The organism is Marinifilum sp. N1E240 (assembly GCF_009295825.1).
GTDB classification, from domain to species: Bacteria; Bacteroidota; Bacteroidia; order Bacteroidales; family Marinifilaceae; genus Marinifilum_A; species Marinifilum_A sediminis.
On the sequence record NZ_WHKF01000001.1, the window covers coordinates 903,857 to 926,650 of the forward strand.

General features: G+C 36.0%; 19 protein-coding genes. All 19 read left to right on the forward strand.

The genetic code is table 11. From position 1 onward, the window contains the following. Nucleotides 1-126: 126 nt before the first annotated feature. The 19 genes from GCQ56_RS03825 (at nucleotide 127) to GCQ56_RS03915 (ending at nucleotide 22,781) form a co-directional block, all read left to right on the forward strand. Nucleotides 127-1,566: a M20/M25/M40 family metallo-hydrolase gene (locus GCQ56_RS03825; protein ID WP_152733055.1), complete on the forward strand. Its 1,440-nt coding sequence runs from the start codon at nucleotides 127-129 to the stop codon at nucleotides 1,564-1,566. 177 nt (nucleotides 1,567-1,743) lie between these two features. After that, nucleotides 1,744-2,109, forward strand: coding sequence for a hypothetical protein (locus GCQ56_RS03830; protein WP_152733056.1), 366 nt, complete (start codon nucleotides 1,744-1,746; stop codon nucleotides 2,107-2,109). Between the two features lie 301 nt (nucleotides 2,110-2,410). Further along, the gene (locus GCQ56_RS03835; RefSeq protein WP_193323703.1) at nucleotides 2,411-4,825 is read left to right on the forward strand and encodes a TonB-dependent receptor plug domain-containing protein; all 2,415 of its coding nucleotides are present in this window, start codon (nucleotides 2,411-2,413) and stop codon (nucleotides 4,823-4,825) included. 173 nt (nucleotides 4,826-4,998) lie between these two features. Continuing rightward, nucleotides 4,999-5,520 (forward strand): hypothetical protein, encoded by a 522-nt coding sequence (locus GCQ56_RS03840; RefSeq protein WP_152733058.1) that lies wholly within the window; start codon nucleotides 4,999-5,001, stop codon nucleotides 5,518-5,520. A gap of 60 nt (nucleotides 5,521-5,580) precedes the next feature. Continuing rightward, nucleotides 5,581-6,141, forward strand: coding sequence for a DUF192 domain-containing protein (locus GCQ56_RS03845; RefSeq protein WP_193323704.1), 561 nt, complete (start codon nucleotides 5,581-5,583; stop codon nucleotides 6,139-6,141). A gap of 55 nt (nucleotides 6,142-6,196) precedes the next feature. Then, nucleotides 6,197-6,739: a GNAT family N-acetyltransferase gene (locus GCQ56_RS03850; protein WP_152733060.1), complete on the forward strand. Its 543-nt coding sequence runs from the start codon at nucleotides 6,197-6,199 to the stop codon at nucleotides 6,737-6,739. Between the two features lie 43 nt (nucleotides 6,740-6,782). Beyond that, nucleotides 6,783-7,502, forward strand: a complete 720-nt coding sequence (locus GCQ56_RS03855) for a hypothetical protein (RefSeq protein WP_152733061.1) — start codon at nucleotides 6,783-6,785, stop codon at nucleotides 7,500-7,502. A gap of 248 nt (nucleotides 7,503-7,750) precedes the next feature. After that, nucleotides 7,751-8,128: a NifB/NifX family molybdenum-iron cluster-binding protein gene (locus GCQ56_RS03860; RefSeq protein WP_152733062.1), complete on the forward strand. Its 378-nt coding sequence runs from the start codon at nucleotides 7,751-7,753 to the stop codon at nucleotides 8,126-8,128. Nucleotides 8,129-8,572: 444 nt separating this feature from the next. Beyond that, nucleotides 8,573-9,118, forward strand: a complete 546-nt coding sequence (locus tag GCQ56_RS03865; protein ID WP_152733063.1) for a hypothetical protein — start codon at nucleotides 8,573-8,575, stop codon at nucleotides 9,116-9,118. Nucleotides 9,119-9,255: 137 nt separating this feature from the next. Continuing rightward, nucleotides 9,256-10,719 carry a hypothetical protein gene (locus GCQ56_RS03870; RefSeq protein WP_152733064.1) on the forward strand — a complete coding sequence of 488 codons (1,464 nt, stop codon included), beginning with the start codon at nucleotides 9,256-9,258 and terminating at the stop codon, nucleotides 10,717-10,719. 232 nt (nucleotides 10,720-10,951) lie between these two features. Continuing rightward, the gene (locus GCQ56_RS03875; protein WP_152733065.1) at nucleotides 10,952-13,357 is read left to right on the forward strand and encodes an ABC transporter permease; all 2,406 of its coding nucleotides are present in this window, start codon (nucleotides 10,952-10,954) and stop codon (nucleotides 13,355-13,357) included. 393 nt (nucleotides 13,358-13,750) lie between these two features. Continuing rightward, a complete protein-coding gene (locus GCQ56_RS03880) occupies nucleotides 13,751-14,017 on the forward strand; it encodes a YtxH domain-containing protein (RefSeq protein ID WP_152733066.1) in 267 nt (88 codons plus the stop codon). Nucleotides 14,018-14,087: 70 nt separating this feature from the next. Beyond that, nucleotides 14,088-14,450 (forward strand): hypothetical protein, encoded by a 363-nt coding sequence (locus GCQ56_RS03885; protein ID WP_152733067.1) that lies wholly within the window; start codon nucleotides 14,088-14,090, stop codon nucleotides 14,448-14,450. Nucleotides 14,451-14,542: 92 nt separating this feature from the next. Continuing rightward, nucleotides 14,543-14,746 (forward strand): hypothetical protein, encoded by a 204-nt coding sequence (locus GCQ56_RS03890; RefSeq protein WP_152733068.1) that lies wholly within the window; start codon nucleotides 14,543-14,545, stop codon nucleotides 14,744-14,746. An 804-nt stretch (nucleotides 14,747-15,550) separates the two neighbouring features. After that, the gene (gene ilvD, locus GCQ56_RS03895; protein ID WP_152733069.1) at nucleotides 15,551-17,386 is read left to right on the forward strand and encodes a dihydroxy-acid dehydratase; all 1,836 of its coding nucleotides are present in this window, start codon (nucleotides 15,551-15,553) and stop codon (nucleotides 17,384-17,386) included. 23 nt (nucleotides 17,387-17,409) lie between these two features. Then, nucleotides 17,410-19,146, forward strand: coding sequence for a biosynthetic-type acetolactate synthase large subunit (gene ilvB / locus GCQ56_RS03900; protein WP_152733070.1), 1,737 nt, complete (start codon nucleotides 17,410-17,412; stop codon nucleotides 19,144-19,146). A 48-nt stretch (nucleotides 19,147-19,194) separates the two neighbouring features. Next, on the forward strand, nucleotides 19,195-19,710 hold the full coding sequence (gene ilvN, locus GCQ56_RS03905) for an acetolactate synthase small subunit (protein ID WP_152733071.1): 516 nt from the start codon (nucleotides 19,195-19,197) through the stop codon (nucleotides 19,708-19,710). Between the two features lie 72 nt (nucleotides 19,711-19,782). Continuing rightward, the gene (gene ilvC, locus GCQ56_RS03910) at nucleotides 19,783-20,829 is read left to right on the forward strand and encodes a ketol-acid reductoisomerase (RefSeq protein ID WP_152733072.1); all 1,047 of its coding nucleotides are present in this window, start codon (nucleotides 19,783-19,785) and stop codon (nucleotides 20,827-20,829) included. Between the two features lie 455 nt (nucleotides 20,830-21,284). Continuing rightward, on the forward strand, nucleotides 21,285-22,781 hold the full coding sequence (locus GCQ56_RS03915; protein WP_152733073.1) for a 2-isopropylmalate synthase: 1,497 nt from the start codon (nucleotides 21,285-21,287) through the stop codon (nucleotides 22,779-22,781). Nucleotides 22,782-22,794: the final 13 nt, after the last annotated feature.

A 22,794-nucleotide genomic window follows, 5' to 3' on the forward strand; every position in this document is an offset into this window, starting at 1 on the left:
TGAATAAAAGTTTAATAACCAGTACACAATGAAACAAACATGAATTTTAGCATTCTAAAATACACACACGAGAATGATTGAATTCATGGAGAGTTCTATCTCGCCAAAAATATAAAACTTAAACAGATGAAAGAGAAGATATTGTTAGCATTTATTGGAGTTGTTTTATCATTTTCTGCCATAAGAGCGCAAAGCAATGTTGATTTGTATAGTAAAGACATTAAGGCTAAAAATTTGAAAGAGCATGTCTACATTTTAGCTTCGGATTCGTGTGCAGGTCGGGATGTTGGAACTTTGGGAATTAAAATTGCCCGTGACTATATTGTTTCTCAGTGGGAAGAGAATACCATGCTTCAATCTTATTTCGAAAAGTCTTGCTTACAAGCTTTCCCCCTGGTCACTATAGAAAAAAGAATGCCCCATTTGCATACCAGGGAGACTGAGCTCTTTGCTGATAAAGATTTTGAATACTCAGGTTTGTTTGATGATTTTAACAAAGAACTACCACTTGTATTTGCCGGATATGGAAGAGATGAAGACTTCAAAAATCTGGATGTGAAAGGAAAGGCGGTATTGACTTTGAATGATAATCTGCGAACAGGAATTAGAAATGCTAAGACTGCCGAAAAATATGGTGCCGAACTTACAATAGTGGCTAATCCTAAAAGCAGCAATCAATTTGAAAGCATTGTCTTGCAATTCGAAGATTTTAAAAAATTTAAGAAATACAGATTGCCCAATGTTGTTGGAACGGGAGATCTTTTGAAAGGCTTGCCAAATTATAGGTATATGACCATTAGCTCTAAAAGTGTAAAGAAATTAACAGGCAAGAATATACAGCATTGGAAAAATAAATCGGTTACCGGAAATGAGCCTATAGGAGAAATAAAGTTTGCGGTTGAACCATTTAAAGTGGATACCATTATTGAAAACAATGTTGTTGCCTATATTCCTGGAACAAATGCAAATGAATCGATTGTTATTGGAGCTCACTACGATCATTTGGGCAGCGTAGATGGTAAAATATACCATGGTGCCGATGATAATGCTTCGGGAGTATCAGCATTGATTGAACTTTCCAAAGCATTCGCGAAAGCTTATGAAGATGGATACAAACCTGAAAAGAACATCATATTTGTTGCTTTCTCAGCAGAAGAAGGTGGCTTATGGGGTTCTGAGTATTTTGTTGATCAGCTTGAGAATAAAGAGGATGTGAAGCTCATGATTAATATAGATATGATCGGACGTGCAGATTATCATCATGAGAACGATCCGGGCTACTTCTATTTTATTGGTAAACATTTGGCAGACTCTCTTTATACTCAAGAGAAGCAGCTTTGCAAAAAGTACAAGCTAACTTCTAATTATTCAGCAATTACAGATTATTCGGATAATAAATCATTTTCGGAAGTAGGAATACCTAGTATCTTCTTCTTCGATGGTAAAAACCATGACTTGCATAAGCCAACGGATACCCCTAATAAGGTTAATTACAAAAGGATGGAGAAAATAAGTAGAATGATTTTTGAATGCATTTGGAGAAATGCAGTGGTTTGTAAAAATTAATGAATTGTTCTAAAGCTAGCGCGAGCTTTTAGCTTGTATGTTATATGCTAAGCATCTCTAAGATGCTAAGCATGTTAAGCTCTCTTTTTAAGGATTTAGCAAAAAGTTCCACAGATAGTTCGGTAGCGAGGGGAGTGCAAAAGATATCATTTGCACCAAATATTTTAAATTGAAAGCATGAGAATTACATTACAGCTCCTACTCATATTGGTCCTAAGTTCACTTTTCTCTTGTCAGAATAAGATAAGTCAGGAAAAAGAAACAGGACCTAAGCCAAAGCAAATTGACTTTCAGCTTGACAAGTATGAGGGGATGATTGATGAAAATGTTGCTCAGTATAAAAATCAATCGAGGGTTAAATCGAATCCACTGATTGTATTGGATGGTAAACCGTATCGATATCATGATTTGAAGCAAGAAAAGATCCTTAAAGTTTATGCAGATACGATAATAAGCATTAGCTCTTTGCCATGGAGTACAGGGAAAACTTTGTATGGTACCCGTGCCGAAGATGGGGTGATTATTATATCGACCACTCGATAATCAGAGTTTACACTATCCTAAAGCTAGCGCGAGCTTTTAGCTCGTGCTCAGCACATGCAGTCTAAAGTAGCAATGTTTAATAATAGCATCAAAATCTCATTCATAAATCAATGCACTTGGGATGTTAGTATTTTCCTTGATAATAGATACGAGCGAAAGACGCCTCGCACCAACAATTTGCGCAAGCTTGGACTATTGGGAGTACACAAATCGAATTTCGCATGATATATCAAAAGGCTGAATTGACATAATCTTGGCACTGTATTTGTTATGATAACGACCTAACTAACAAATGATAACTATGAAACAAATACTTCTATTTTGGATTGGACTATTCCTTACAGTTTCTTCTTTTGCACAATCGATCGATAATTATTTCATTAGTCATGAGCATAAAACTGTACCCAAGTTATATTTACACACAGATAGAGAATATTATTTTAGAGGAGACACTTTATGGTTTTCTCCATATTTATTAGATGGCAAAAGCAACAAATTTATTTTAGATGATTGTAATCTTTATGTTGATCTTATTGATGATAAGGGAGAGATTGTTAAAAAGGGTAATTTCTTTTTAGATAAAGGAATGTGTTCGGGATATTTATTTCTAGATAGTAATACTATTCCGACAGGAACTTATGTTTTAAGGTCGTATACAGATCATTTGAAATCTTTTGATGAGGATTTCTTTTTTCGAAAAACCATAAAAATAAATCACATTCGACAGAGGGATGAAAACGCAAAATCAAAAGAAACAAATAAGGTGAAAGTTAATCTTGAATTTTATCCTGAGGGAGGATTTCTGCTTGATAGAAAGGTAAATAGGATGGCATTTGTTGCTCGTGATCAGAAGGGTGGTAAGGTTGACTTAAAATGTAAATTGGTTAGTAATACAGGCGAAGAATTTTCAATAGAAACAGATTATAATGGAATGGGTAGTTTTATGTTTATTCCTAAGTTAGGACAAGATTATAAAATTGAAAATGAAGAGAAATATAACATAAAGTATTCGTTACCAAATATTAGAACACAGGGATCTAAGCTTATGCTATCTAAAATTACGGATAAGGCTATTGGATTGAATATCATCTCATCCGATAGCTTGACATCTGATGAATTTTATATTGCCATGTTTCACAGAGGGGAAGGTATAAATTATGTGAAGATAGAAAAAGACAAGTTATCTCGGACAATATCTATCAAATGTGATTATTTGAGATCGGGAGTAAATAAAATTGTTCTTTTAAATACTCAATTTGAACCACTTTCGGAGCGTTTGGTATTTGTGAATAAAGACAAGGAGGATTATTTGATACAACTTGATCTTAATAAAGATAAATTTGAAACCCGTGAGAAGGTTAAAATGAAGTTGAGTCTTCCAAATGCGAAGAGTGACGAATGGGCTCGCTTATCTGTTTCGGTTGTGAATGAAAATATGGTGGGTTATCAGGATAATTTAGTTGATATTAAATCATATTTACTACTTGACTCTGAATTGAAAGGACAAATTCAAACCCCGGGTTTATTTTTTGTCGATGATGAGAATATTTCATCTGTAAGAAAACTTGATTTATTGATGTTGACAAAAGGTTGGCGTAATTATACTTGGGATTGTATCAAGAATCAGGAAGAGAGCAGAACTCAAAAAGTTGCTTCGGGAATAACATTTAGCGGGAATGTTAAAAAGATATTTACAAATAAACCATATGTAAATACAGATGTGTTTTTGAATATTGTCAACAGGGACTTACAAAAGATGGTATCGACAAAAACGGACAGTAATGGTTGTTTTAAGTTTGATTCAATTGTATTATATGATACTACAATGGTTATGATACAGGGTAAAAATTACAAGAATAAAAATAATACCCGATTATTACTTAATGATTTTGGATTAGAACATTTACCGGTAAGAAAATCAAATTTTGGTAATATTGAAGACATAGGAGAACTATCAACTGAAATGCGTCGTTTACGATATATCAACGAATTAGCATTGATGAAATTCTATCCTGAAAGAGATTCTAAGCTATTGAATGAAATTTGTATTGTGGCAAATCGAGAAAAAAAGCGCGATACTCATTTTAGGCTTTACCCTAAAAGTGTCACACCTAAAAAAATATCTGATATTGATAGAAATAGTAATAATATTTTTGATTACATGAAGGGACGCTTTGCTGGTGTAATAATTGGAAATGAAGCCGTTTTTATTCGGACTCTTACTCCTAATTCAGTAATTGGTGGATCAACAGAAGCACTGTTACTTTTAGATGGCATGCCTGTAGATTTTCAACAGTTAGAGTATATGGGAATGCATGATATAGATATGATAGAAATTGTTAAACCGCCGGAAACTGCAATTTTTGGAGTAAGAGGAGCGAATGGTGTTGTTTCAGTTTTTACTCGTAGTGGATACGAATACAAGCCAGTTGCTAAAAAAATACCAGGGACAATTATAAAAAAAATTAAAGGTTTTGAAAAGTTCTGTACTTTTTATTCACCGGTTTATACTTCTAAGAATATCGATTCGAAAATTCCTGACTATCGTCAAACAATATATTGGAATCCATCTGTTTTTGTTGATAGTAAAACAAAATCACTTTCATTTTTCACCTCAGATAATTTGGCGAATTATAAAATTTTAGTTGAAGGGATAAGTAAATCTGGTAAAGTTTGTACTGGGAAAATTGATTTTGTTGTAGATGAACGTAGATAAAAGGAACCAATACAATTTGAGTGTTTAAATGATAGAATGCATAGTTTTAATGAACTCCCCCCGCTACTGCACAAGTCTTCTCGTGTAGTATTGTGAAAGCGAAGTTCGTTACGTGCGTTAGCAAAGAGATTGTATATTTAGATAGTCGAATAGTAAAATGAAGTAAATAGAGCATGCTTAGAACAAAACACTGTGAATTGTGCGATCATCAGGAAACAAGTTTAAAGGAAGGAACGACTTGTGGATTGACAACTGGAAAACCGGATTTTGATACGACCTGTTCGAATATCAAGCTGAAAGATAAGTTTACAGATAAACTAAAAGTAGCAAACATTGAGTTTGAGAAAATCAGGCGTACAAAAATAGTAACTTACATCTACTTTGTAGTGTATTTTTTACTGGGATTAGCGGTGATTGCTGGTGCCTATTTATTGTTTACATATGCTTTAAACAAGGGTGTGGTAATGACAGTTCCAATAGTAATAATGGGAGCCGGACTTACTCTTTCGGGAATGGGAGTGGGTACTTTAATCAAGTTTACCCAAAATATAAAATATGCCAATAGAAAGAAGGCAAGCATAGATGGAGTATTGAACCTATACAAAATAGACTATGATATTGAAATGAAATTTGGAAGAGAATATCATGGAAGCCAGGAGGTGGATGCCAATGTAAAGTTTAGAAAAATTCGCTAGAGAAAATCAGTTATTGAAAAACAGATAGTATAAACCTGCATGCCATTTTAAATGAAGGAAATGAAAAAAGATAAAACGAAAAAGGGAGTTAGCAAAGGAAGGAAAAAGAGAAAAAGCCAGTTCATGCGCTCCATTGTCTTATTGGTAATTGCCCTTGCAGCCATAGTATGGTTTAGTCTGCCTTATTTGCAGCATCAAACGAAGGAGCAAAGCAATCGTAAAACCGAAATCCCATTTAAAAAAGAAGGTCAGCTTTCTTTCATTGATCAGCAAAATGAAGAGACAATTACAAAAATAGACATTGAAATTGCAGAGACTGATTACGAGACAACATTAGGATTGATGTATCGCCACAAGATGAATGAGGATCAGGGAATGTTGTTTGTCATGGAAATAGATAAAACTCAATCGTTTTGGATGAAAGAGACGTATATTACATTGGATATTGTGTATGTAAACAGTGCTTTCGAAATTGTGAAAATTTACAAATACGCACAGCCTTTATCCGAAGAATCTCTTCCTTCGATTAAAAAGGCAAAATACGTAGTTGAGGTAGTGGGAGGCTTTTGCGATAAACACAATGTGAAAGAGGGTGATTTTATTGCCTATGAAAGAGAATAGCACATAGTAGATTTTAGGTGCAGTGAGAGATATGGAAACGAATAAATAAGCATTTATGGAATTGGAATCAGAAAGGTTAATATTCAAAGAAATTACAATTGAAGATGTAGAGCTTATTCATCAACTTCATTCAGCACCAGAAGTTGACAGGTTTGGTACACTTGGAATTCCTAAAGATATTGGTGTGACAAAGGAAAGAATTCATTCAATAATGAATGCACGGTATGAAAAGGATAGAAAATCATACAATTGGAAAATTGAGACGAAAAATACGAATGAATTTATTGGATTAGCTGGCATATCATTATCAATGGATAAGTTTCGGCTTGGTGAGATTTATTATGAATTGGATCCTCATTATTGGGGGAGTGGATATGGAACAGAAATATCAAAAGAATTGATAAGAACAGGTTTCGATAATTTTCAACTTCATAAGGTGGAAGCAGGAGTTGCTACAGAAAATATTCAATCCATTCGAATATTGGAAAAATGTGGAATGACAAGGGAAGGACTGAGAAGAAAAATTCTTCCAATTAGAGGAGAATGGAAAGACAATTATCATTATGCAATTGTAGAAGATGATCCAAGGGAATATTAGCCAAAAGGTTTAAGCAATTAGAAAATGGACTATAAAACGAAAGATGAATAAATATTTCACAATCATATTGACTGTTATAACACTTTGTTCTAGTTCTAAAGCGCAGGAAATAGATTCTCTATTAATCAATGAAATAGGTGTAGATTCACTATTCAATCTTCAGCTTGAGTTGAAAGCCAGTCAGGGTGAATTATCAGATTGTGATTTTGCAATTCAAAATGCGACTAGTGATTTTGAAGATGGGATATATACCTTGCATTCAGATGCTTTCTCGGGATATTGTAGTTATTGTGCTGTATTGAAACAGGATTATAATATTGATTGGGTATTCGAAACAGATATGTTTTCGAATGAATATTACGAGTGCTACGATTCAATAGTCTCGGATAGATTTAATGAAAAGTATCGATATGATATTTTCGAAGCAGCCCGAATAAAAGCAGATAGTTTAGCTAAAACAGATAATTGGATAAAAGATGCAGAATACGAAGGTGGGATACCTGCATTATTAAAATTAATGACTACAGGAATAGAAATAGACTCAAGTGAATTATCTGTAGTTAAAACGAGGCTGCTTGTTCAAATTGAGCTTGATTCAAATGGCAAAGTAATGAATCCATATGTTATAAAAGGGATCAATAAAGCAATAGACAAACAGGTACTGAATCGAATGAATGAAATGCCTGATTGGAAACCGGCTTACTTATATGGAAAGCCAATAAAACAGAGGTATACCTTTCCATTAAATTTAACTTATCAGTAAACACAAATTTAAAACAGAGTTCACATTTAGAAAACAGGTTCTGTTAAAATAAGGATGATATTTACAATGTAGATTTATCGTAGATGCAGATGAATACATTAGTTTAGGTTATTGTTGTTGATAGAGCTCTCCATTGGGAGCTCTTTTTTATTACGTTTAATCTTCAGATTACTTTGTAAGCAGCTCATGGTTTTGTAGTTTTGCAAACTCAAATGAGCTTATTCTCATAAAATGATAAAAAAACAAATATGAAAATAGCAGTACCAGTAACAAGCAGCAGACAAATTGATGGACATTTTGGACATTGTGAATTTTATTGTGTTTATACCATTTCAGAAGCTAAGGAGATAGTAGAAACTGAGATTATGGAATCACCGAAAGGATGTGGTTGCAAATCGAATATTGCATCGGTTTTGGCTGAGGCAGGTGTAAAAGTAATGCTTGCTGGTGGTATTGGCGGAGGTGCAATAAATGTACTCAACAGAAATGGCATTGAAGTAGTTCGTGGATGCGCAGGAAATGCTGATGAAGTGGTAAAACAATTCATTTCAGGATTAGTAAAAGATAGTGGTGAAACTTGTCAGCATCATCATGGCGAGGGAGAAGGACATACTTGTAATCATTAATTATTCTTGTTCAAGCCACAAGGCTTTTACTTTTCTCCTTGAGATGAGAAAAGTAAACAAAAGAATCAAGTCAGCCTGATCCTGTTTGTAATGATAAAGTTACAATTTAGCACGCCTGACGGCAGGCTGACAAAACACGCTCTGAATTCTATGCTAATATCGTATAGACACATGCAGAAAGTGGAAATTGGTTTAGATATTTTTTTCAGTTGGGTAATTGGTAGAAGATACTTAATCTAAACAGGCTACTTTAATGGGAATGTTGTTGGTTTCAAACGAGATTGTTTCTTAAGAACCAAAAATGGAGTCGGGTTTATTCACCAGGCTTATGAACTCGCGAAAAGCTCGTTTGGGTGAAGCGCCAATTTATCCGAGAATTATTGACCAGTAATCACTAATTTACAACTAAGAATAGCTTGTGCAATAAAATCGAAAACATCAATCATGAAAATAAACATCACTCTACTTATTCTTTTGTTGGTATGCTCTTTATCCGTAAAAGCACAGTCTACAAAAGAAGAATATAGAATTATTAGCATAGAAGATTTAATTGCACAGGCTGATAGTCTGCATGGTGAGAAGGTAGAAATAGTAGGTTTGGTTGCGCACCTGTGTGGGGTCGATGGGAAGAAAATGAAATTAAAATCTCCAGGGGGCGCTCTTGTGAAGATTGTTCCAAAATCTGAGAAGGAAGCATTTGATTCATCGCTTAAAAAGCAAGTAGTTTGTGTTAAAGGAGTGCTTGAAATTACTCGAATTGAGAAGGCATATGTGGATAAAATGGAAAAGGAAGGAACCTTACTTTGCCACATCGATCATAGCGCATGTAAAGACAAGCCTTGGGTAAACAATAAAATTGAAACAGGTGCTGATGTTGAAATTGTAAAAAAATACATTGCTAAATTGAGAAAGATGATGGCTGAAAGTGGAAAAGACTACATCAACAGTGTATGCATTTGTGCCGATAAAGTAGAGCCCTTGAATCCATAAACCCACAAATTAAATGCAAAGGTTTTCGTTTCTATCCCTTTAAAAACAGTCAGTTTACTCGCCATAAGATTCATGATTATTCAGTACCTTTGGCTTTTGGAGGAATTCCATAAGTTTGAATCTTAAATTAGTAGCGAATGATAGAAGAAATTGTAACGGTTCACGATAAGTTTTCGGTAGAGATTAAGATGGGCTATGAAGCTCATAAAGATCGAAAGGTGAATGAGTTTTCGGTAAAAACATGGTTATTTATACCAAGTAAACTGGATATTAATTCATCAACTTATAAGAAAGAGGACTTTTATAATGATTTCAATTCCAACATTCGACTGATCACTCCTCCTTATGCATTAAGGGAAATTGCCCAGGGGAAACAATCTGTTTTTTCTTATCTAGAGGATGCTTTTAAGAAGGTTTCCAATTATCCATCGCCAAAGAATGAAGCCAATTATGAGTATCATATTCGCATGTTTCATTCCATTCTAAAATCGGCACTGCATAAGGAAATTCAACATATTTTGCGGAATGAGAAGGCGGATGACCGGCGTTTTCTGATTGAGGAGTATCTTGATAATGTAAAGAGAATTACGGAACATTATCGCGATTTGCGGCGAATTGTGAACGTTCCCACCATGCGAAAGGAGATGTTCGATTATTTCTTATTCGGGGATGAGTTCATGAGCAATCAGTTGGAGCAACATACTCACTACCTGCATCGGGGCTTACGAAAAATGCATGCATCCGATTTCGAGCAATATAAGGATGATATCATAAAGCTGATAAAAGATGAGCTTGCTTACAAGCGCTCTCAGGGATATTTGGTGGTTGAGAAAGAATCTTCCGATAAAAATAGATGGTTGGTGCATCGCCGGGGCGTATTCAATAAATATTTCGAAGGTCAATTGTTGCTTTCATCCAGAACCAAGAAAGAAGGTGTTTTTATGATGCAGTTGCTTTACAGTGTGGCTGCCGGATTGGCGATGATTATTGGTGCTGCTCTTACCTTTATTTTCCAAAAGAGTTTGGGCGCATTCACCATTCCTTTATATGTTGCTTTGGTAATTATTTACATGCTTAAGGATAGGATAAAGGACCTAAGTCGTCACTATCTGGTGGGGAAAATTAACAAGCGATTCTTCGATCATAAAACGGTGATTAGGGTAAAAGGCGATGAAAAAATTGGTTGGTGTAAAGAGAGTTTCGATTTTGTATCGGAAGATTCTGTGCCTTTGCGTGTAAGAAAACACCGCAATCGCTCTCGTATTATTGATATTGAAAGTCGTGGTGTGGGCGAGAAGATCATCTTCTATCGAAAGTTACTTCGATTAGACCAAAAAGCATTGGACAATTCTTATGGCAATTATAACATTACGGGTGTGGCAGACATCATTCGTTTTAATGTTTCTCGTTTCATTCAAAAGATGGATAATCCAGAGAAGCCGCTCTACTATTTGAACGAAGATAGCTTTGAAAAACTATCAGGCGAAAAGGTGTACTTTATGAATATGGTTCTCCGCTTTAAACTCGATGATGAAACTAGCTATCGTCGTTATCGAATCATCTTCAACCGTCGTGGCATTAAGAAGGTCGAAAAAGTGTAGTTGCAATTAGTTCAAGTTTATAATTCTATTTTAAATAGTAGTTCAATAGGGTTTCCTTCATGTAAATTCTAATCCATATAATGTTCTGAAAACGAACAATCACTGTGCGTAATCGATCACATTTACTTTCCTTGATATTAAATTTAATTAGGTTAAGTATCTGCTTACTAATAATAAATCTTAGGTGGTATAGCGTTTGTTAAGTAAGGAGAAAAACAACCCAAACTTAAAAATGATACGAAACTATTTCCGAATTGCTTATCGCAATCTGATGAAGAACCGTGTATTTACTTTGGTAAATATTCTCGGATTAGCCATTGGAATAACAGCTTGCCTGTTTATCTCCATGTATGTCAACTATCAAAAAAGCTACGACAGTTTTTACAAGGATAGCAATACCATTTATCGCGTGCGTTGGGAACGGCATTCCGAAAAAGGAGACGAGATTCGCTTTGCATCGGCATGTCCGGCAGTAGGCGATGCATTAATAGAATCTTTTCCTGAAATTGAGGCATGTGCTCATGCCTATAATGCAACAGGTATTTATTCCTATAAAGAACAAGTGTTTCAGGAAGAAAAGGCTTTTTGGGCAGATAATGAGTATTTAAAAATGTTTTCTTTCGATTTTATGAAAGGAAATTCGGATCAGGCTCTGCTTGCAGAAAATTCAGTGGTTATTTCAGAATCAGTTGCGAAAAAGTACTTTAAGGATGAGGATCCTATGGGGAAATTCCTGAGCATGAATAAGGAGTTAAAATTGGAAGTAAAAGGTGTGTTTAAAGATCGTCCAAAGAATGTTCATTGCTCGACAGATATCTTAATTTCATATTCAACTTTAGCCAAACTTTATGGTCCACAAGTTATGAAATCGTGGTTGTATAGCGGTTTTTATACTTATGTGCGTTTGAAAGATGGTACGGATCCAAAACAGGTAGAATCAAAAATACCGCCTTTATTAAAGGATAGAATTGCTGATGTTTTAAAGAAATATCAGTTGGAAATGTTTTTCTACTTGCAGCCGATAGAAGACATACATTTGACTTCGCATTACATGCAGGAATTGGAAGCCAATGGAGATATCAAAACGGTTAATTTTCTCGATATAATTGCCTATTTCATCATTCTAATTGCCTGGGTAAATTTCTTAAACCTATCCACCATATCCTATATCGGAAGAGCAAAAGAGGTTGGATTACGAAAAGTAGTTGGAGCCTCGAGATCAAAGATTGTTTTGCAATTTTTAATGGAAGCCATTTTCATTAATTTGTTGGCAGTATGTTTGTCAATGATATTTCTGGAATTGTTCACGCCCTTGTTTAAGAGTTTAAGTGGAATACCCGAATCATATAAAATCTGGCAGCATGCATGGTTGTATACAAGTTTATTTGGGATGCTATTTATCGGAATTTTCCTGTCGGGGATGTATCCGGTTTGGGGATTAAGTTTTACCGATATGAATAAAATGCTGAAAGGTGAATACAAGGGAAGTCGATCGGGTTTAATGCTAAGAAAAGGACTGGTGTTATTGCAATTTGTAATTTCAATTGTTTTGATAGCAGGAACTTTAAGTGTAATGGGGCAATTGAACTTTATGCGCAAAGCAGATCCTGGATTCAATAAGGAGGATGTGATTGTGTTGGGTACACCTATGGTGGGAGATTCAACTCTTTTATCGAAAAGAGATGTCTTTCGGATGGAATTGATGCGTCAGCCTAATATCCACACCGTCGCCTATTCATCTTACGTCCCTGGAGAGGCAATAAAATCGAATTTGGGTAGTATTTACAAAGAGGGAGATGAACCAACTAGTAGCAAGAACTATAGATTAATTCAAGTAAACGAAGAATTTCTTGATTTGTATGAGATGAAGATGCTTAAAGGAAGAAATTTCTCAAAAGAATTTGTGTCGGACGCTAAGACAGTGGTTATTAATGCTAAGGCAGCCCACCATTTGGGATTTGATCATCCTGAAGATGCAGTGGGTAAAAATATATTCTTACATAAGGCAAAGAGAAAGGTGATTGGTGTTATTAAAAATTATGCTCACCGTTCACCTAAGGAGGAATTCGAACCTATTATTTTTCATACAAGACCGGGGCTTTTAGGCTATTTATCGGTAAAATTGAATGGGGGACTAACAAATGAAACCATAAGAGATATTGAGAAAAGCTATCAGGAAATGTTCGCTGGTAATCCATTCGATTATTATGTGTTAAAAGAATCATACGAAGCACAATATGGCGATGATGAACGTTTTGGGAAAGTATTTGGAATCTTTGCACTTCTGGGAATCATCATTACTTCATTGGGTTTACTGAGCTTATCGGCATTTAGTGCCAATCAAAGAAGAAAAGAGATTGGGGTTCGAAAAGTAATGGGAGCAAGTGTACAAGGCTTACTACTCATGTTGTCTAAAGATTATTTAAAATTACTGATATTAGCTACTGTACTTATGTTTCCTCTTTTTTATTATGCATTGGATACTTGGTTGGAGAGTTTTGCATATAAAATGGAAATATCCCTTTATCTATTTGTGGTTCCTGTTTTTCTTGTCGGTTTTATTGCACTGCTAACGATTAGTTATCAATCATACAAAACGGCAAATTTAAATCCAATAAAATCAATAAAGTACGAGTAAAAAATAAAAAATGTAAGTTTTAAAACTCATTAGAATCCTCTTATTATTAATAATAAGAGGATTCATTGTTTTAATTTAATTGTGTTTGCTCAATTACAAGGAATGAATAAGATTTTGTAGGTAATACTGATGTTAGTGGTGGAGTTGCTTAGCTACCTAAGTGGAAAATGTATAGTAGATACTTGTAAATATCATCATGGATTTAATAATACCTTGTTTTTGGATAACAAGCTTCCAGGCGTCCAAAGAATTGCAACATCCGCTTTTTAAAATAAAGTGATTGCCGGGCAACGAAAAAATTGACTGCTGAAGTAAAATTCCTTAACTTTATGTAAGGTGTTATACATCAGATTATTGTGATCGATTTATTGTTTCATTAAAAAATCATATGCTATGTCAAGTACAGGAGGAATTATTGCAGGTTTTTTAGCTGGTTGTGCAATTGGAGTTGGATTAGGTGTTTTATACGCTCCTGATAAAGGGGAGGTAACTCGTAAGAAAGTGAAGGCGAAAGCAAAAGAAAAGGTTGAGGAAATGGATGCCGCTTTCGATAAAAATATGGAGAAAATGCGGGTTAAAATGGACGAACTAATTGTGGAGTTAGAGAAGAAGTTAGAAGACTTCAGAAGAAAAGAGACAAAAGAAGAGGAGGCGGTTTAACCTTCTTTTTGAAGACTGCTTATTACTGGAATTAGATTGTTAAAGAATCAGTTTACTAAATCAAAAAGTATTGGAAAAGCTCGCCGAACAATTCACGCAATTGAAAGAATTACTAATTGAGTATTTTGACTCTAATGTTGAATATTATAAGTTTGCCGGTTTCGAAAAATTAATACGACTCGTCGTAGCCATGACGTTTATTGCAGTAGTTTTCGTACTGTTGATATTAGCTTTACTACTTTTCGGTTTTGCTTTAGCAATATGGTTAGGCAATTTGTTGGAAAATGAACCAGTTGGTTATCTATGCGTAGCTTTCATTTATCTGCTTTTGTTACTCTTGGTTTACTTGCTTAAGAAACCATTGATTGAGCGCCCTTTAATCAAAATCTTCTATCAATTACTATACAAAGAGGAGGAGAGAAAAAGTAAATAAAACTGAATTCAATTGATTCGAACATTACACTTACGAGATAATTATTTTAGACATTAATAATTACTACAGGATTCTGTAAAAGAAGATTCTATATGAAACGATTTCATTCGCTGAAAGATATTGAAAGAGAGAGGTATCGCTTATATCTTGAAAAGGAGTTGGCTGGGTACAAATTGAAATATTTTTTTCGTAATGCTAAAACGAATTATAGTATTGAAAACCTATTTCAAGAAAGTATAGGTAATTGGGTGGGGAGGCTAATTGGAGGATTAATTCGGAAGAAACCTAAAACTTAAATTTCCATGAATATTATAATTAGAGCGGTGAGGTTATCATTTAAAAACATTGAGTAAAAGATTTATTAAAAATGAAGGTTGTTGATAATAAAATTTCAATAACCTTTCTTTTTTAAGGCGATGTAAGGGAAATAATTTGTCTCAGATCAATTGATGCAAAGCTTTGCATAAAATATCTTTTCACATTATTTCGGAATTGAAGCTTACATTTTAATAAAAAACATTTAAAAATAAAAAGCACAGTAAATCAATGTGTTGTATTTTTTATTTAGAAGAAATATTAGTGGAAAAGGACAATTGGGAATCGTAAGATTTGGAAAAAGAAGATTTTTTCACATACATTTGTCACATAGATTTGTCAACGTAATCAGATCGAAAGAAGGATTGTAAATGTTCGTTGACAAAGTTAAAAACAAAATGAATCTTTAAAGATTCGAACAAGAAAAAAAAGATATGCAATTTAATACAGTCATTATTATTAACGTCATTATTCGCGTCCTTCTGGACACGAATCGAGGTTGAGCATATTTAAATTAAACGAAATTAGTTTTACAAAATATCAAAGCCTCTTCCGAAACGAAGAGGCTTTCTTTTTATCAGGTTATTGTATGTTATCATTTAACGTAGTCATTATCGTCATTATTATTTCTATCGTCATTATTCTAATGAGGATCAGGGAAGACGTGCACACACAATAACTTCGAATCAAACGAAATTATGAGCGCTCTTCCCGAAACGGAAGAGCGTTTTTTTTTGCTCAAAATGAAGACAAACACAAAATAACTATTTAACGAATTAACCAAAATGTATAAAAATCAACTACGTAGCAATCAAACCACACAAGGTCGACGAATGGCTGGAGCCCGTAGTCTTTGGCGTGCCAATGGTATGAAAGAGGAGATGTTTGGGAAGCCGGTTATCGCCGTAGTGAACTCTTTCTCACAGTTTGTACCTGGACATGTTCATTTGAAAGATGTTGGGCAAATGGTGAAAAAGGAGATCGAAAAAGCTGGTTTTTTTGCTGCTGAATTCAATACTATAGCAATCGATGATGGCATAGCCATGGGACACGACGGAATGTTGTATTCCTTGCCATCGCGAGATGTGATCGCTGATAGTGTTGAATATGTTTGTAATGGACACAAAGTAGATGCAATGATTTGCATTTCGAATTGTGATAAGATTACACCGGGAATGATGATGGCTGCAATGCGTTTGAATATCCCTGCTGTTTTTGTATCGGGCGGTCCTATGGAAGCAGGTGAATCGAAAGGTGAAAAGCTTGATTTGGTTGATGCCATGGTAAAGGCTGGTGATGATAGCGTGAGTGATGAACGCATGCAGGAGATTGAAGAATCGGCGTGCCCAACTTGCGGATCCTGTTCGGGTATGTTTACTGCAAATTCAATGAATTGTTTGAATGAAGCACTTGGTTTGGCACTTCCAGGAAATGGAACAGTATTGGCTACTCACAAAAATCGCAAACAACTATTTTTGGATGCTGCAGAATGCATTGTAAACATCACCAATAGATATTACAGAGATGGAGATGATAGTGTTTTGCCAAGATCCATAGCTACGTTCGAAGCATTCGAAAATGCGATGACATTGGATATTGCCATGGGAGGTTCAACCAATACGGTTCTTCATTTATTGGCAATTGCTCATGAAGCAGGAGTTGATTTTACAATGGAAGATATGGATAAGCTGTCTCGCAAGACTCCAAACTTGTGTAAGGTGGCACCGAATTCAGAAAAATATTACATAGAAGATGTAAATCGTGCAGGAGGTATCATGAGTATTCTTGGTGAACTGGCAGATGGCGGATTACTAAAAACAAATGTTTATCGTGTGGATTATCCAAGCCTGAAAATGGCATTGGAAGAAAACAATCTTACGTCAGAAAAAGTTTCGGATAAAGCATTGGCGAATTACTATTCGGCACCAGGAAGAAAAGGCAGAAACTTAAGTTTTGCCTCTCAGAATGAAGTCTATGCAGATTTAGATCAGGACAGAAAAAATGGATGTATTCGAAGCATGAAGAATGCCTATACTCAGGATGGTGGATTAGCTGTACTGTTCGGGAATATCGCTCCTGATGGATGCGTTGTGAAGACAGCAGGTGTGGCTGAGGAGGTTTTCAATTTTAAAGGAAGAGCTAAAGTTTATCAGTCACAGCGTGACGCATGTGAAGCAATTCTGACCAAGCAAATTAATGCTGGTGATGTGGTGGTCATTCGCTACGAAGGACCTTCGGGAGGACCAGGAATGCAAGAGATGCTTTATCCAACATCTTATTTGAAATCAATGGGATTGGGCGCTAAATGTGCACTGATTACCGATGGAAGATTTTCAGGAGGAACTTCAGGTTTATCGATAGGTCATGTTTCGCCAGAAGCAGGAGCAGGAGGAGCAATTGCTCTGATAAAAGAAGGAGATGAAATTGAAATTAGCATTCCAAATCGAACACTTAATATCTGTATTTCGGAGGAAGAACTGGAAAGCAGGAGAGCAGAAGAACTCAGTTTTGGAGATAGAGCTTTTACCCCAAGAGGTAGAGGGAGAGAAGTGTCAAAAGCACTCCAGGCTTATTCAAAATTAGTTTCATCAGCAGACAAAGGAGCTATTCGACAATTGTAAAGCAAACAGCAAAAACGAACAACATGGAAACAGCAGCAAAAACCGAAAATAAAAAAGGAATGAATGATACCGATGAAAGAATTTCAGGAGCAGAGATATTGGTTCGAAGCCTGATTCAGGAAGGTGTTGATACAATGTTTGGATACATTGGTGGGGCGATAATGCCTGTATACGATGCATTGTATGACTATCAGGAAGAGTTGAAGCACTACATGTCGAGACATGAGCAAGGTGCTACCCATAGTGCACAAGCTTACGCACGAATTACCAAGAAACCGGGTGTGTGTTTTACCACATCAGGTCCGGGAGCAACCAACCTAATTACAGGTTTGGCAGATGCTTATTTGGATTCTACGCCTATGGTTGTAATTACAGGTCAGGTGGCAAGTGGTTTGCTGGGAACCGATGCCTTTCAGGAAACAAATATGGTGGGTCTTTCGATGCCGGTAACCAAATGGAATTATCAAATTACCAAGTCTGAAGAAATCGCGGAAGTAATGGCAAAAGCTTTTTACATCGCAAGATCAGGTCGACCTGGTCCTGTTTTGATTGATATTACAAAGGATGCTCAAATCGCAGAAGCGGACTATAAGTATAAAAAGTGTGAAGGGATTCGATCATATCAGCCAGTACCTAAAGTAAATCAAGAAGAAATAGAGGCGGCAGTGGAGTTGATCAATGCAGCAAAAAAACCATTGATTTTAGCAGGACAAGGAATTTTATTATCGGGAGCTGAGAAGGAATTGATGGAGTTCGCTGAAAAAACACAAACTCCGGTAGCTTGTACACTATTGGGCTTATCGGCGTTTCCTACCAATCATCCATTGTATGTTGGAATGTTGGGAATGCACGGCAATTATGGTCCTAATATGAACACCAACGAGTGTGATGTTTTGATTGCTATTGGTATGCGTTTCGATGATCGTGTTACTGGCGATACATCGAAATATGCAAAGCAGGCAAAGATTGTTCATGTTGATATCGATAAATCTGAGCACAATAAAAATATTCGGGTTGATGTCCCGGTTTTGGCGGATGCCAAACAAGCATTAACAGACTTGAACAAGTTGGTTAATGGAGGTGAAAGAACAGAGTGGATGCAATCTTTTTCGAATTACTATCAGTTGGAATACGATAAGGTAATCAAGAACCAAACGCATTCTACTCGCGATAATATTAACATGGCTGAGGTAATAGATGGCTTATCAGAAGCAACCAATGGAGAAGCTATTTTGTGTACCGATGTAGGTCAGCATCAAATGACAAGTGCTCGATATTACAAATTTAAGAATCCAAATACACAGGTAACATCCGGTGGATTAGGAACCATGGGATTTGGTTTGCCAGCTGCAATTGGAGCACAAATCGCAGCACCCGAATCTACAGTTGTATCGGTATCAGGAGATGGTGGTTTTCAAATGACAATTCAGGAATTGGCTGTAATTCGTCAATACAAATTACCTGTTAAGTCGATTGTTCTGAATAATTCATTTTTAGGAATGGTTCGTCAGTGGCAGGATCTGTTTTTCGATCAACGATTTTCTTACACACAAATGGACAATCCTGATTTTGTAAAGATTGTTGAAGGTTATGGAATTAAAGCCAAGCGTGTAAGCGAGAGAGATGATTTAAAAGCCGCAATTAAAGAAATGCTGGAAACTCCGGGAGCTTATTTCCTTGAGGTGGTTGTTGAAACGGAAAGTAACGTACTTCCGATGATTGCACCAGGAGCAGCAGTATCTGATATGAGGTTAGAGTAAAATTGTGTAAAACAGGAAGTAGATCATTGAGACTAATAAAATAAAGACATGAGAGAATATACAGTAACAATTTTTTCAGAAAATGATATAGGTCTTTTGAATGAGGTAACCATAGTTTTCTCGCGAAGAAAAATAAATATCGAAAGTTTAACAGTTTCCGAATCAGAAGTAAAGGGCGTATTTAGATATACTATTGTGGCATTTATGGATGACCATAGAGTTGAAAATGTAGTGCGACAAATCGAAAAAATTATTGGAGTATTTAAAGCCTTTTATTTCGAAGCAGATCAAATTGTTCATCAAGAGGTTGCACTATTTAAAATTGCGAATTCTCCTACATTAAATGGGAATCTGGAGGCTTTAATGAGAAAGCAGAATGCGAAAATTCTAACGGTTCAACCAGAATTTTTGGTGATCGAAAAGGTAGGATATAAAGCAGAAAATCAGGAGTTGTTTAATGAACTGGAACAGTTTGGAGTATTGCAATTTGCGCGTTCGGGAAGAGTTGCAGTATCCTGTCAACAGAAAGAATTTACCAGTTACCTTAAAGAGTTAACTCACTAAAACAGGCAGTTAGTTTTAACTATAGTAAAGAGAATATCTAATAATATTTAACCAAAATAAAAAATTAAAGAAATGGCAACAATAAACTTTGGCGGCACAGAAGAACAGGTAGTAACTCGTGAAGAATTTCCATTGGAAAAAGCTCGTGAAGTATTAAAAGATGAAGTTATTGCAGTTATTGGTTATGGTGTTCAGGGACCAGGTCAATCCTTAAACTTAAAAGACAATGGATTTAATGTAATCGTTGGTCAGCGTAAAGATTCAAAAACCTGGGATAAAGCAATTGCTGATGGTTGGGTTCCAGGTGAAACTCTTTTCGAAATTGAGGAAGCTTTGGATAAAGCTACTATCATTCAATATCTATTGTCGGATGCAGGTCAGATTGCAGTTTGGCCAACGGTTAAGAAATATTTGAAGCCGGGTAAAGCATTGTATTTCTCTCACGGATTTGGTATCACTTACAAGGAGCGCACAGGAATTGTTCCTCCAGCTGATGTGGATGTGATTTTGGTTGCTCCAAAAGGATCAGGAACCAGTTTGAGAAGAATGTTCCTTGAAGGACGTGGATTGAACTCATCCTATGCAATTTTCCAGGATGCAACAGGAAAAGCATTCGATAGAGTAGTTGCTTTGGGTATTGGAGTTGGTTCGGGATACTTGTTCGAAACCACATTCAAGAGAGAAGTATACTCAGATCTTACAGGTGAGCGTGGAACCTTAATGGGATGTATCCAGGGGATTTTTGCCGCTCAGTATGAAGTGCTTCGTGCCAATGGTCACTCTCCATCTGAGGCATTTAACGAAACGGTTGAAGAGTTAACTCAAAGTTTGATGCCATTGGTTGCTGAAAATGGTATGGATTGGATGTATGCGAATACTTCTACAACTGCTCAACGTGGTGCATTGGATTGGTGGAAGCCTTTCCGCGATGCAACCAAACCAGTTTTCGATAAGTTGTATAAGGAAGTGGCAGCAGGAAACGAAGCTCAGCGTTCAATTGATTCAAACAGTCAGGAAGACTATCGTGTTAAATTGGAAGATGAGTTGAAAGAACTTCGTGAAAGTGAAATGTGGCAGGCGGGTAATGCTGTTCGTAAACTTCGTCCGGAAAACAACTAAAAAGACACTAAAATCTAACAGATTCGATTAATCTGTTAGGTTTTATAAGTGCTTGAATATCCCATTTTTTGAAAGGGAGTGAAGCTTGTAAGTGATTGCTATTTAGGTTGATTGTAGGTGTTGGGTTAAAGATGTAGAACAGAAGATTCAGTTTGAATATCGTAATTGTAATTAAAATCTTGTTTTCCACTACAGTCATAAGTTTTTAGGTTTGTTCAGGATTTGAGAGAATCCACAATAAACAATCACAGCTAACAAAATCGAGATGAATACGAACTCAATTATTATAGGTTTAATTCTCATTCTTGACCTCATTATTGAAGGATCAAATTGGAAGACTGTGTTATAATCTGAACAAGATTAAACGATCATAATACAAAGTTCTTCCTAAGTGGAGGAACTTTTTTTTTACAACAAAAACTAATAGTAAATCACGTTAACAAAACACGAAAAAAATGAGTGATAAATTATTTATTTTCGACACCACATTAAGAGATGGTGAGCAAGTTCCAGGGTGCCAGCTAAACACAATTGAGAAAATTGAAGTAGCTAAAACTCTGGAGGCTCTTGGAGTGGATGTGATAGAAGCAGGATTTCCTGTGTCGAGTCCGGGGGATTTTCAGTCGGTCGTCGAAATAGCTAAGGCAGTAAGTAATCCTACCATATGTGCACTTACACGTGCAGTTGAGAAAGATATTGATGTTGCTGCTGAGGCTTTAAAATTTGCGAAACGAGGTCGTATTCATACCGGAATAGGTACTTCACCTTACCATATCAAGTCGAAATTAAATTCCAATCCCGATGAAATATTAGATCGTGCTGTTCGCGCTGTTAAGTACGCCAAGCGCTATGTAGAGGATGTTGAATTCTATGCAGAAGATGCGGGTAGATCGGATAACGAATATTTAGCAAGAGTTGTGGAAGCGGTAATTGCAGCAGGTGCTACGGTAATTAATATTCCTGACACTACAGGGTATTGCCTTCCATCGGAGTATGGTGCAAAAATCAAGTATTTGATGGAGAACGTATCCAACGTTCATAAAGCCATATTATCAACACATTGTCACAACGATTTGGGAATGGCAACTGCCAACTCACTTAGTGGAGTGATGAATGGTGCCCGTCAGGTTGAAGTAACCATTAATGGTATTGGTGAACGAGCTGGAAATACATCCTTGGAAGAGGTGGTAATGGCTGTTAAAACTCACCATCATCTGCCATTGCATACAGATATTAAAACCCAAGAGATTTTTGGTGCTAGTCGATTGGTTTCTTCATTAATGAACATGCCAGTTCAGCCTAATAAGGCAATTGTAGGTAGAAATGCATTTGCTCATTCTTCGGGTATCCATCAGGATGGAGTATTGAAGAATAGAGAAAACTACGAGATTATCGATCCTGTTGATGTTGGAATTCAGGAATCAGCAATTGTATTGACAGCAAGAAGTGGACGTGCTGCCTTGAATCACCATCTGAGTCAAATGGGATATGAGTTGTCTAAAGAACAATTGGACGATGCTTACAACAGATTCCTGGTAATGGCAGATCAGAGAAAGAACTTGAGTGAGAAGGATCTTTCTGAATTGATGGGTGAAACGGAGAATTTGGAGAAGACTGTTGAATTGGAGTTGTTGCAGGTGGTATCTGGTAAATCAACCATACCAATGGCTACGGTTCACTTGAAAATTAAAGGTGAAAGTTGTGCATCAACAGCTGAAGGCAACGGACCAATCGATGCTTGTTTTAATGCAGTTAAGAATTTGATTAAGCAGAAATTTACATTGGGAGAATTCCTTGTACAAGCATTAACTCGAGGTAGTGATGATCTTGGGAAAGTGCATGTTCAACTAGAGCATAATGGTAAAGTTGTGTATGGATTTGGTGCAAATGTAGATATTATCACCGCTTCGGTTGAAGCATTGGTAGATGCACTATCGAAAATCGTTTACTAGTTATTAAGATTCT